Source organism: Allolucifera butyrica (assembly GCF_900476375.1).
Classification (GTDB): domain Bacteria; phylum Bacillota; class Negativicutes; order Sporomusales; family UPPP01; genus Lucifera; species Lucifera butyrica.
Genome location: NZ_UPPP01000072.1, coordinates 183,730 through 195,921, shown reverse-complemented (window position 1 = coordinate 195,921; position 12,192 = coordinate 183,730). Strand labels below are relative to the sequence as shown.

Here is a 12,192-nt window from a genome sequence, read left to right as displayed (position 1 = left end):
TTATTTACATTAGGATAAAAAAGTCAGGCTTTTTTGCAACAAGGCGGCGATATCCTGTTCAGTCGGTTTGATTAAGGTATTTTTTAGATTGGCGGCTTGCGCCGCTTTGCTGCTAAATTGCATAACTTCGGCGGCGGTGATTTCTTCTTTTTTACCCAAAAGACGATGCATAAGGTCGGAAAATTCACTGATATCTTTTAACTGCAGTAAATCAAGGATTGCCTGTATTTTGTCGTTATAAGACGGAGCAAGAAAACGCAGGTATTCTGCCAGCAATAATCCGTTGGCCCGGCCATGGTCAATCTCTTTAAAATAGGTCAGGGAATAGCCGATGGAATGAACGGCCGTGGTTCCGGTATGGGCAATGACAACGCCGGCCAGCATGGAGGCATAGAGAAGCTTTTCACGAACACGGAAGGCGAGGTCTGCAGAAAGCTGTGGCAGGCATTCTCCTAAAAGAGCCAGGCTCTTTTCCGCGAACAGATTGCTGAAATCGGTGGCCTTCACGGACAAATATCCTTCCAGCGCGTGTGACAACGCATCGATTGCGGTATGAATGGTAATGAGCTTGGGGAGGTTCAGGGTATAGCGCGCATCCAGAAAAGCAACTTTGGGGAACAGTCCGGGATGGGCGATGGAGGTTTTTGTTTCCAGATGCTGATTGGTTAGTATAGAGTACTGGGTTACCTCACTGCCGGTACCGGCAGTAGTCGGGACGGCGGCAACCGGCAGAAACGGGTGGGCATAGGGACCGGAAAACAGGGCCTCATCGTCAAGGTCATTTGTCGCCAGCACCGCAATCGCTTTGGCCGCATCAAGCGGTGAGCCGCCTCCGATGCCAATGATAAAATCAATTTTTTCCTCCCGGGCGGTTTGAGCGGCTTTGCGTACAAGGTTGATGGAAGGGTTGCTGGTGATTTGGTCAAACAGAATGGCGGAAATGTTTTCCGCTTCCAAGGCCGCTTGCACATCGAAGAGAGAACCGTTATGGCTGGCTGAATTTTTGCCGGTAACAATAAAGCTTTTTTTACCCAGAGACCTTATCTCTTTTGCATTTTCTTTGATACAATTTGGGCCGGCTATAATCTTAGTGGGTAAGGAAAAAGTAAACATGGAATACCTCCTAAAAACCGCGTTAAGCGGTTTTTCTTGTTGTTATTACTTGATCCATATCGGTTAGTACTTCGTCTAAAATCGCCATCATTTCCCGGAGCTGCGCTTCGGTGATGATAAGCGGCGGAGCGACAAGAATCATGTTTTCGTGGGAATAGGTAACAAAACCTTTGGCAGTAAGCTGTTTTATGATTCCGCTCATGACCCCTTGCGGGTCTTGTCCGTAAGCAACCAGCGGTTCTTTGGTTGTTTTGTCTTTAACCAGTTCAACGGCGGAGAACAGACCAATATAACGGACATCGCCGACGCAGGCGTGCCTGGTTTTGATCTCTTCCAGGATTTGGCCGAGTACTTTGCCGGTTTTTTCGACCTGTTCTAAAATGTGAGCTTCTTTATAATAGTTCAATGTGGCCACGCCGGCGGCGCAAGCGAGGGGATGGGCGCTATAGGTCAAGCCGCAAAGCAGGGTATGGTCGTCGAAATAAGCGGCGATTTTTTTGGCGACTGCCACGCCGCCGAGTGGTACATAGCCGCAAGTGATGCCCTTGGCAAAGGTTACGATATCCGGCTTGACATCAAAATGTTCGAAGGCAAACATTTTCCCGGTGCGTCCAAAGCCGGCCATAACCTCATCACAAATCATCATAATACCGTAATCGTCGCAAATTTTACGAACCCCTTTAAGATAGCCCTTGGGCGGAATAATGACGCCGTTCGAGCCGGTGACCGTTTCCAGGACGATGGCCGCGATGTTGTCCGGCCCCTCATAATGGACTTGCTCCCGGAGCTTGGCGATGTAAAAGGCCGTTGCCGCTTCTTCGCCGGCAAACTCAATCGGTTCCCGGTAGATATAAGGATCAAAGAATTTTACGAATCCAGGGATGCCCGGTTCAAGCGGATAGCGGCGCGGCTCGCCGGTCAGATTGCCGGCGCCGAAAGTAGACCCATGATAACTGCGGTAACGGCTGAAAATTTTATTGCGGCCGGTGAACATCCGCGCCATTTTAATAGCATTTTCATTGGCATCCGCTCCAGCGTTGGTAAAAAATACTTTTCCCATATTATCCGGCAAGAGGTCAATGACCATTTTAGCCAGCCTGGAACGGGATTCGACCGCATAGCCCGGCCCCATAAAACAGAATTGGTCGGCCTGTTGCTTGATTGCCTCGACAATTTGTCTGTTGCCATGGCCGAGATTCAGGTTTACAAGCTGGGAAGACATATCCGCATAGCGCTTTCCGGCATAATCCCAAAAATAAATACCGTCGCTTTTTTCCACCGGAATAGGATTCAGATTGCCCTGCTTGGACCAGGAATGCAAATTATATTGTAAATCCTGTTCTTTAATTTCTTGTCCTGTCATATTATATCGCCCCTGTCTCTAAAATTTTACATGAGAAAGACCCAAAGGGTCTTTAAATGGAAGGAAAGTATTTTACTTTTCGGTTTCTCAAGAAGAATGCATTATTTTAGAAACAACCCGAAAAGTTATACTTTCTGATCCCACAAAAAAACAATGAAAACCGTTAAAGCTCCATTGCTTTGCATCGACCGTATGTATCTTTGTTGCGTTGATTATAGCATCCTCAAAAATGAAATACAATCAATTCAAACACAAAGTATTTTGTGCTAAAACACAGTTGAGCGGCCGGGCCTACAATATATCTTTAATTTTATAAGCAAGCAGGATACGCAGCCGGTCTTCCACGCTGTTGATGGGGCAGCGCATGATCTCCCTGATTTTTTTTAGTTTGTAGTTGATCGTATTGCGATGGACAAATGTTTTTTGCGCAACGGTCTGTACGCTGGCGTCATTTTCCAGATAGCATTTTAAGGTGTTGACATAATCAGTTTTATTGGCGGCGTCATAGTCCACCAGAACGCCTAAAGTGTCGTTATAAATCTCATAGAGTACGTTGATGTCACCGCTCGAAAGCAAAATTTTGTAGATTCCGATATCATTGTAATACGTTTTGGTATTCTTGTTTTTCTGAGCAAGGCGCAATACGGAAATGGCCTGCTTATAACTTTTGCTTAGCAGCAAAAGACCGCTCTTATTTTGCCCAATGCCGATGTGGCATTGATAGGGCTGTTTTTTTTGTTCGTAGTGATGCAGGATTTGCTGCAAACAGTTTTCGAGAGTATCTTCTTTCACCGCGGCAAAAATGATGATTAATTGCTTGTTTTCGATAAAAGTACAAAAATGCTCCGCCAAATGGTGCAAAATGATTTCACTGGCTGCATGAATTTGTATTAAGAGTTTTTCTTTAATCTCGTCATTATCGGTTTGGACGGAAAGGACCGCCGCACAATAATGCCAATGCGGATTAAATCCGTTCGATTCCAACTGGACCTGATAATGGGAACTTTTGTCGGGAAAGAAAATGGCATTTTTAAAGGCGGCCGAAATATTGAGGTCTTTTTGTTCCCGGTGGATGATAAACCGGCAGAAATAACGCGTGACATCAACCAGCCGGATCTCCCAGGGAATTGTAAATAAAGGAAAATCGTTTTCCTGGCAAAATTGAATGAGTTTTGGCGGTGCCTGGGCTATATGGGGCCCGATGTTAATGACAAGACCGGCCGCGTTGTGTTCGACCAATCCTTTAGCGAAAGGAAGGAGCCAGTCTTCCCCGCTATGGCCAATGCCGGTTGTAAAAACGAGCTCATTGCCTCGCAGGAAGGTAGCGGCTGCTTCATCTTCGAGCATATGAACCCATTGGACGCTATGATTCAGACCTCCCTCTCCCGCAATCAGCCGCATGGAATAGATCCGTTCCGCTTTGCTATGGATATAACCTAAGCTGATAGCCATATGCACCCTCCTTGTCTTGGTTGATTAACAAAAAAAGCCAAATCGCCCGCAGAAATACCAAGAGTATTCCTGTTCACTCCCGACTTTGAGTGAATGGTGCGATTTGACTTTACTTTTTTTATGGGATCGGAAAGTATAACTTTTCGGGTTGTTTTTAAATAACACATGCTTCCTAAGAAAGCCGAAAAGTAAAATACTTTCCTTCCACTTAAAGACCCATTAGGTCTTTCTTGATAGTATAACATGAATTTACAAAATCGAAAAATGTAAATTCAGCCGGCTGGACTATAAAGCACAGAGTTTTTTGTGCTGCAGAACATAGACGCCGGAACGGGGCAATGCTATACTGAGAATCAATTCAAGATACAAGCGGAGCAACGGGGCTCAAGACGATTCGTCTTGGGTTCTTTGTGTTTTGAAGAACAGCTTCATATCGGACAAAGCCAATATTTCGCACCCTGAATTTATGGCGGCAGTATTTCTCCCGGTCTATAGCCAAAAAGGCGGGGAATATTGAATGTCAAAGGACTGCGAAAAGTGGCCTTAAAAGCAATGACGCTTACTATCGCTTGATATGAAGGGTTATTTTTTTTCTTGTAAATTAAAATTCAAAGGGGGAAAGTAGTATGGCGACTGAAAAAATGGTCGAACTAAAGACGGACGTTTCGCATAGCAGCCTTTATAATCCGGACCTGGCGCCTACGTCGTTACAGGAAAGAAATTGGGGTTCTTATAATTTTGCCGCCCTATGGGTCAGCATGGCACACTGCATTCCAACATACATGCTTTCCAGCGGTTTGATTGCCCTGGGCATGAATTGGAAACAGGCTATTTTTACCATTACCTTAGGAAATTTAATCGTATTGATACCGATGCTTTTAAACGCCCATCCGGGGACAAAATACGGCATCCCGTTTCCGGCGTTTGCCAGAGCCTCCTTTGGCACCTTGGGCGCTAACATTCCGGCGCTCCTTAGGGCGGGAGTCGCCTGCGGCTGGTTTGGCATCAATGCTTTTATCGGCGGGACCGCCGTAAACAATTTTCTGATTGCCCTGTTTCCGGCCTGGAAAAACTTTGGCGGCGATATAATCATTGCCGGACTCAGTTTACCGGCCATGATTACCTTCATTGGTTTTCTGGCATTGAATATTTTACTGGCTTATAAAGGCATGAACTGTATTCGTAAGTTCGAAAACTGGGCGGCGCCCCTGGTTTTGGTCATGACCTTTATGTTGTTAATTTGGATTGTGAATGAAGCGCATGGGTTAGGGCCGATTTTGGCTGAAAAGGGCAAACTGGATACATTGGCTAAATTTTTTCCCGTATTCGTACCCTCTTTGACGGGGATGATCGGTTTTTGGGCGACCCTGTCTTTGAATATTCCTGATTTTACCCGTTTTAGCAAAGGGCAGAAAGAGCAGATGATCGGCCAGGCCATTGGACTGCCGCCTACAATGACAATCTTTTCGGTCATGGGAGTCGTGATCTCGTCGGCGACGGTTGTAGTATTCGGCAAGGCCATCTGGGATCCGGTGGATTTATTGTTGAAGTTTTCCAATCCCCTTGTCCTGGCTTTTTCCTTATTTGGCATTATCGTAGCGACCTTATCGGTGAATATTGCCGCAAATCTTGTTTCGCCGGCCAATGACTTTTCGAATATTGCTCCCAAACGCATTTCCTTTAAAACCGGTGTTTTAATGACGGGGGTTTTTGCGGTCCTGATGATGCCGTGGAAACTTTTGTCGGATCCCAGTGTGTATATTTTTAACTGGCTCAACGTATATTCCGGTTTTCTTGGCCCTATTGCCGCAATTATGATTGCCGATTATTTTGTCCTCCGGAAAACCGAATTAAACTTGGAGGACCTTTATAAAGAACAGGGTGATTACACCTACAGCCGGGGAGTTAACGTCATGGCGGTGATCGCATTGGCGGTGGGAGTCGGCATTGCCCTGATTGGAAAAATTGTTCCCTCCCTGGCCTGGTTATTTAACTATGCCTGGTTTGTCGGCTTCGGCGCATCCTTTATCACCTATATTATTCTGATGAAAATTGCGTCGGCGCAGGAAGATGTAGCAGTACTGGAAGAGTAAGGGGAGAGTCGGATGGAAGAATTGGATCTTATTTTAAAAGAGGGGCAAATTGTTACCGCCAGCGATATTTATACCGCCGATCTGGCAATTTCGGACGGTAAAATCCGCCTGATTGGCAGTCATTTAGATTGTACGGCGAAAAAAATTGTGAATGCCAAAGGCAAATACGTGCTGCCGGGTGGCATTGATGTCCATACCCATCTGGATATGCCCTTCGGCGGGACGGTCGCCAGCGATAACTTTGAGACGGGAACCATTGCCGCGGCCTGCGGCGGGACGACGACAATTGTGGATTTTGCCATTCAGCCGCAAGGGGCCACATTGGCGGAAACAGCGGCCCAATGGCAGGAGAAGGCCGCCGGGAAAGCAGCCATCGATTATGCTTTTCACATTGCCATAACCGATATGAACGATGCAATTATGAAGGAAATGCCGCAAGCCATCCAGTCAGGCTATTCATCCTTTAAACTGTTTATGACTTACGACGGGTTCCGGGTTACGGACGATACCTTGCTGAAAGCCTTGAAAATTGCCAAAGAGCAGGGTGGTTTAGTCTGTGTTCATGCGGAAAATTACTATATTATTGACTATCTGGTTAAGCAATTTAAAGCAGAAAACAAAAACGAGCCCATTTATCATGCTCTAAGCCGGCCGAATCTGGCGGAAGCGGAAGCGGTAAACCGGGCCATTACGATGGCGAAACTGGCCGGAGCGCCGCTTTACATTGTGCATTTAAGCTGCCGGGAATCGCTGGAAGAGCTTAAGCGGGCGCGGGCGCTCGGGCTGCCGGTTATGGCGGAAACCTGTCCCCAGTATTTATTGCTGGATGAAGATAAGTACCGGGAGCCGGATTTTGCCGGCGCTAAATATGTCATGTCGCCGCCGCTCCGCCATAAAGAAAGTCTGGAACCATTGTGGAAGGGACTAAAGAACGGCGACTTGCAGGCTGTGGCTACCGATCATTGTCCTTTTTTCTTCCAGGGGCAAAAAGAAATGGGGCGCGGCTTTTTTGGCCAAATCCCCAACGGAGCACCCGGGGTAGAAACCAGAATGATGCTGTTATTCGGGATTGGGGTAAGCGGGAAGAAAATTTCCCTGCAAAAAATGGTGGAAATTACCGCCACCAATCCGGCCAAGATATTTGGCATGTATCCGCGCAAAGGAACCATCGCCGTCGGCAGCGATGCGGACCTGGTCCTGTTTGATCCGGCGCGGTCTTTGACCATTATCAAGTCTATTCTGCATGAACATGTGGACTATACCCCCTATGAGGGATTTAACATTCAGGGCTATCCGGTTATGACCATTGCCGGCGGCAAAATTGTTGCGGAAAACGGAACCTTTACCGGCAAGGCGGGGACGGGCAATTTTATTAAGCGCTCAGCACCGGTGCTTATTTAGACGAAGGAAACAAGGAGGGTGTTTTATGGATACGGATTCGATAAACCGGAATGAAGCCGATGTCAGTGTGACGATCGGCGGGCTTCATCTGGAAAATCCGTTTATTTTGGCTTCGGCGCCGCCGACCTCGGATGGCAATTTTATCCGCAAGGCGTTTCAGATGGGCTGGGGCGGAGCGGTAATAAAAACAATCAAACCGGATGAGATGGAAATCAGCGATGTAAGTCCGCGATTTGGCGTATTAAAAGATAAACAGGGGCAGAATATTGGTTTTGAAAATTTTGAACTGGTTAGTAAAAAAAATTGCGATTATTGGGTAGAAGAGATCCGCGCCATAAAAAAGGAATATCCGGCCAAAGTTCTGATTGCCAGTATCATGGCGGATGTATCTCTAAAATCGTGGAAAAACCTGGCGTTTAAAATGGAACGGGCCGGCGCCGATGCGCTGGAGCTGAATTTTTCCTGCCCTCATGGAATGCCGGAAAAAGGCATAGGGTCTGCCATCGGGCAAAGTGCTGAAATTGCCGCCATGATTACCAAATGGGTAAAAGAAGCCGTGAATTTACCGGTCATTGTGAAACTAACACCCAATGTGACGGATATCGCCGCCATTGCCAGGCAGGTAGCCGCCGCCGGCGCCGATGCGATTGCGGCAATCAATACAGTCCAATGTTTAATGGGAGTGGATCTGGATACCTTGTCGCCCCTGCCTGCGGTGAACGGCTATTCTACCTATGGCGGCTATTCAGGCTATGCCGTAAAACCGGTTGGACTTCGCTGCGTAGCGCAAATTGCCAATGCGGTTGAGCTTCCCGTTTACGGCATTGGCGGTGTCGGAACATGGCAGGATGCAATCGAGTATATTGCCGTGGGGGCCAGTGCCGTTCAAATTTGCACGGCGGCCATGCTGGAAGGGTTCCAGATCATCCAGCCTATGTTGGCCGGATTGAAAAGCTATATGCAAGAAAAAGAGATCAAAAAGCTGGCAGATATCTGTGGAATAGCCGCCAAAAAAATGACGTCCCATACAAATTTGAGCCGTGAGTATGCCGCCAAGGCATTTTTGGCCAATCCGGCGGAATGTACGTTCTGCCGGAAGTGCCTGGTGGCCTGCAATGAATCGGCTTATGGAGCAATCCAGGCAAGGGGCCGCCAAATACAGATTGATGAGTCTAAATGTGACGGCTGTTCGCTGTGCAGTCTGGTTTGCCCCAAACAGGTCATTAAAATGAAGGCTCCCTATTATAGGCAAGGCCAGGAGCTTCGCAATATCGTGTAATGTTAGGCAGAGGGGGAGAAAAGGATGGAATATGATTTAAAAGCCGGTGCAAAACGGATTGTGGCCAACTTACGGGAACTGGCGGCAATGACTTCGGATAAAAATGGGGCCCAGCGGGTTGCCTGGACGCCGACCTGGCAAAAGGCCAGAGACTGGTTTGCCGATAAGATGAAAGCTGAGGGGGCTGAAGTTACCGTTGACAAAGCGGGAAATAGCTGGGCAAAAATTGCCGGTGTATCGGCAGAGGCCATTCTGATCGGCAGTCATCTTGACTGCGTGCCCAATGGCGGCTGGCTTGACGGAGCCCTGGGCGTCGCCGCCGGTATGGAAGTGATGCACCGGTATGGGAAACAGGGGACAAAACCCCATAAGACGCTTTATCTTGTAAATTGGGCCGATGAAGAAGGCGGCCGTTTTGGACGCAGTCTCATTGGGTCCTCGGCTGTATCCGGCACGCTGGATATAGCGGACATTATCCACCTTAAGGACAATAAAGGGATTCCGCTTGTTGACGCCCTGAAAACCTACGATGTGGACCTGGGTCACATTCTAGAGGCGCATACTGATTTTTTAACCAAGAAGATTGTCGGCTATCTCGAACTCCATATTGAACAGGGGCCGGTGCTGGAAGAGATGAAAAAATCAGTAGCCTGTGTTTATGGAATCACCGGCTGTGAACGTCACTATATCAAATTCAGGGGGCAAGCGGCCCATGCCGGGTCTTTCCCCACCCTTATGCGGCAGGATGCTTTTCTCGCGGCAGCGCAGGCAGCCTTGGACTTTAGAAAAATCGCTTTAAAATACGAGGGCGTTTGTACGGTTGGCAAAGCAAGTGTAACGCCGGATGTTGTTACCATTGTGCCGGAAACTTGCACGATTTCGCTGGATCAGCGCTCCATCGACCCGGACAAATTAAAGGCCATGTTCGAAGAGGCGCAGGAAGTAGTAGAAAGAGCCGTGCAGGAACATCATGTGACGGTAAGCTGGGAAAAAATCTGGCGCATTGAACCGACGATTTTTGATCCCTGTCTGACCAGGCTTTGTAAAGAAGCGGTCAAGGAAGAAACCGGGGAAGATACGGCTATGTATTCCGGGCCGCTCCATGATGCGGCGGAAATGGCAAAAATTGTACCTTCGGTTATGATGTTTGCCATGTCGTCTAAAGGCTTATCCCATTGCAAGCAGGAAGATACACCCGATGCCGATTTGGAGACCGCCGCCAGCGCTTTCCTCCGTCTTGCCGGCAAGGCGGTACAGTCTAATCTTTAATAAATGTGAAAACAAAAGCACGCGCTTTTCTAGAAGGCACGTGCTTTGTTATTTGAATACTATACCTGAAATTTGGCGACAGCCTGTTGTAATTCTCCGGCCAACCGGGCCAGGCTTTGACTGGAGGCGGCAATTTCCTGCATAGACGCGGACTGTTCCTCTGTTGCCGCCGATACGGTCTGAGCTTCGGCGGCGCTCTCTTTGCTCACTTTGTCGACTTCGCTAATGGACACAGCCAGTGCTTTACCGTCGTCTGCAATTTGATGAATGGATTGGGTTATTTCTTCAATTTGTCCGGAAAGTTGTACAACCGAGTCGGCAATCTTTTTGAAAGTCTCACCGGCCGAATTAACAATTGTCATTCCGGCCTGGACTCCCGTCATTCCCGTTTGCGTGGCAGCGACAGCCTGATCCATATTCGTCTGGTTTTGTTCGATTAATGCGGTAATCTGCTGCGCGGCCTGATTCGATTCTTCAGCCAATTTTCTAACTTCTTCCGCTACTACGGCGAAGCCACGTCCATGCTCGCCGGCCCTGGCGGCCTCAATTGCGGCATTCAACGCCAGTAAATTGGTCTGGCCGGCAATTGTCGAGATAAGATTTACGATTTCACCAATTTCCTGCGAGCCTTTAGCCAAATCCGCGATGGCCGCATTAACGGATGCGGACCCTGTCTCGATCGCTTGCATCTGGTCAACGGCCTGCTCTATTGCTTGCCGGCCATGCTTCGCTTCCCGGGATGTATTTTTCGCAATTTCCGCCACCTTGTCTGCCGTAGAGGAGATCTGTTCCGTACTCCCCGATATTTGTTCCGCCACCGCGCTGACCTGAGTGGCTGAGCCTGACTGTTTTTCCGTCCCCGACGCAATTTCTGTAATCGACCCGGCAACCTGATTGGCGGCATTCGCGGCCTGATTAGCACTGGCAGTCAATTGCTGTGAAGATGCCGCTACCTGCTCGGCTGATTGCGATGCGCCGCGGATCAGATTACGCAAGTTATTTATCATCGTATTTACAGCGGCACCTAACCGGGCAATTTCATCCCGGCCGTGAACATCCAGCAGCGAGATTCTGAGGTTCCCGGCTGCCACTTCCTGAACCTTTTCCAATATTACCTGAAGTGGTTTTAGAAGACGCCGAATAAAAAAGACGGCAGCTAAAATTACAATGACAAGAGCAACCGCAGCCGCCGCTGCAATACGGAAGGTAAGAGAATTAATGACTCTTTCAATGAAGGTAGTGGGAATTCCCGCAAAGATCATGCCGATTACTTTTCCGTTTGCTCCCGTCAAGGGACCGTAGACAGCCGTATAATCTGTGCCGCCGACCCGGTTAATGCCATGGTAAGTTTGTCCTGAAGTAAGCACGGTCTGGATAATGGCAGGGTCGTTCAGCGCCGTTTCCGTCATTCTCTTGCCTGCTGCGTCCCTAAGAGTAGTCGCTACCTCCTCATTTTGCAAAAATAAGCTAAACTCGGCATTAAACATTTTTTTTGCACTATCGACAATTTCATTTTGGCTAATGACATAGCCGGTAGAAAGAACACCGACCAGTGTCCCGGTTTCATCATAAAGAGGAGCTCCCGCCCGTACCGAGAGCTTCACCACTTTGCCCTCCTCAATAGCAACAAATGCCTTACCCTTCATGGCCTGAGACACATTTATTTGCTTGGCGATGTTATCATTTGCCGCGGGAATTTTACCCGGCTCGTGAGTCCGGATAATAACAAATCCCTTGGGGTCGGTAATTACCATATAATCGAGCTTGCTTTCTTTCATCAAAGGCGTCGTTATAGCAAATAAAGCCTGGGTGTCATGCCTCTTGGCAGCAGCAATGATCCCGGGATGTCTCGCCAAGGACTGGGCATGTCCTAAGGCATTTGCTTTATAAATGTCGAATAAATGTATCATTCCTTGATAACGCTCTTCCACAGTACTGCGGGCGCTGGCCGCTAAGTTGGTCCGGATTGTATAAATAGCAAATCCTGCTATTAGAAGCGCTATAGCTGCCAGACTAACCGTAATTCCTAATATTACACGGAACTGAATGCTGTTTCTGTCCATTGTACTCCTCCATTTCTCAACTTATATATACAAATTTCTATTGTTTATTCTAAATTTCGACATCGTAACTGGATTACCTTTCCTTTCCTGTATATTACAAGAAAAAATAGCAGATGAAATCCCAAAGCTTATGAACGGAATGAATTGTGATATACGGGA

Annotated in this window: 8 protein-coding genes; 4 read left to right on the top strand and 4 right to left on the bottom strand. The window is 47.9% G+C overall.

The genetic code is table 11. The features are described 5' to 3' along the window. Positions 1 to 9: 9 nt before the first annotated feature. From LUCIF_RS12440 to LUCIF_RS12430, 3 genes are all read right to left on the bottom strand, one after another. Complete coding sequence (locus LUCIF_RS12440) at positions 10 to 1,113, bottom strand: iron-containing alcohol dehydrogenase family protein (protein ID WP_122628212.1); 1,104 nt, start codon at positions 1,111 to 1,113, stop codon at positions 10 to 12. 22 nt (positions 1,114 to 1,135) lie between these two features. Then, positions 1,136 to 2,476 carry an aminotransferase class III-fold pyridoxal phosphate-dependent enzyme gene (locus LUCIF_RS12435; RefSeq protein ID WP_122628211.1) on the bottom strand — a complete coding sequence of 447 codons (1,341 nt, stop codon included), beginning with the start codon at positions 2,474 to 2,476 and terminating at the stop codon, positions 1,136 to 1,138. 291 nt (positions 2,477 to 2,767) lie between these two features. After that, positions 2,768 to 3,928 (bottom strand): PucR family transcriptional regulator, encoded by a 1,161-nt coding sequence (locus LUCIF_RS12430; protein ID WP_122628210.1) that lies wholly within the window; start codon positions 3,926 to 3,928, stop codon positions 2,768 to 2,770. Positions 3,929 to 4,554: 626 nt separating this feature from the next. Between LUCIF_RS12430 and LUCIF_RS12425 the strand changes: the two genes are divergently transcribed. The 4 genes from LUCIF_RS12425 to LUCIF_RS12410 are packed head-to-tail and all read left to right on the top strand — an operon-like array spanning position 4,555 to position 9,970. Then, the gene (locus tag LUCIF_RS12425; RefSeq protein WP_122628209.1) at positions 4,555 to 6,021 is read left to right on the top strand and encodes an NCS1 family nucleobase:cation symporter-1; all 1,467 of its coding nucleotides are present in this window, start codon (positions 4,555 to 4,557) and stop codon (positions 6,019 to 6,021) included. Positions 6,022 to 6,033: 12 nt separating this feature from the next. Beyond that, the gene (gene hydA, locus LUCIF_RS12420) at positions 6,034 to 7,422 is read left to right on the top strand and encodes a dihydropyrimidinase (protein WP_122628208.1); all 1,389 of its coding nucleotides are present in this window, start codon (positions 6,034 to 6,036) and stop codon (positions 7,420 to 7,422) included. A 25-nt stretch (positions 7,423 to 7,447) separates the two neighbouring features. Then, positions 7,448 to 8,701 carry an NAD-dependent dihydropyrimidine dehydrogenase subunit PreA gene (gene preA, locus LUCIF_RS12415; RefSeq protein ID WP_122628207.1) on the top strand — a complete coding sequence of 418 codons (1,254 nt, stop codon included), beginning with the start codon at positions 7,448 to 7,450 and terminating at the stop codon, positions 8,699 to 8,701. A 24-nt stretch (positions 8,702 to 8,725) separates the two neighbouring features. Then, positions 8,726 to 9,970 carry a Zn-dependent hydrolase gene (locus LUCIF_RS12410; RefSeq protein ID WP_122628206.1) on the top strand — a complete coding sequence of 415 codons (1,245 nt, stop codon included), beginning with the start codon at positions 8,726 to 8,728 and terminating at the stop codon, positions 9,968 to 9,970. 59 nt (positions 9,971 to 10,029) lie between these two features. Here LUCIF_RS12410 and LUCIF_RS12405 read toward each other — a convergent pair whose 3' ends face one another. Then, positions 10,030 to 12,033 carry a methyl-accepting chemotaxis protein gene (locus LUCIF_RS12405; protein WP_122628205.1) on the bottom strand — a complete coding sequence of 668 codons (2,004 nt, stop codon included), beginning with the start codon at positions 12,031 to 12,033 and terminating at the stop codon, positions 10,030 to 10,032. Positions 12,034 to 12,192 lie beyond the last annotated feature (159 nt).

Excerpts from the sequence above, each read along its gene's own strand:
- LUCIF_RS12440 (WP_122628212.1), bottom strand. The coding sequence starts at position 1,113 with ATGTTTACTTTTTCCTTACCCACTAAGATTATAGCCGGCCCAAATTGT.
- LUCIF_RS12435 (WP_122628211.1), bottom strand. The coding sequence starts at position 2,476 with ATGACAGGACAAGAAATTAAAGAACAGGATTTACAATATAATTTGCAT.
- LUCIF_RS12430 (WP_122628210.1), bottom strand. The coding sequence starts at position 3,928 with ATGGCTATCAGCTTAGGTTATATCCATAGCAAAGCGGAACGGATCTAT.
- LUCIF_RS12425 (WP_122628209.1), top strand. The coding sequence starts at position 4,555 with ATGGCGACTGAAAAAATGGTCGAACTAAAGACGGACGTTTCGCATAGC.
- hydA (WP_122628208.1), top strand. The coding sequence starts at position 6,034 with ATGGAAGAATTGGATCTTATTTTAAAAGAGGGGCAAATTGTTACCGCC.
- preA (WP_122628207.1), top strand. The coding sequence starts at position 7,448 with ATGGATACGGATTCGATAAACCGGAATGAAGCCGATGTCAGTGTGACG.
- LUCIF_RS12410 (WP_122628206.1), top strand. The coding sequence starts at position 8,726 with ATGGAATATGATTTAAAAGCCGGTGCAAAACGGATTGTGGCCAACTTA.
- LUCIF_RS12405 (WP_122628205.1), bottom strand. The coding sequence starts at position 12,033 with ATGGACAGAAACAGCATTCAGTTCCGTGTAATATTAGGAATTACGGTT.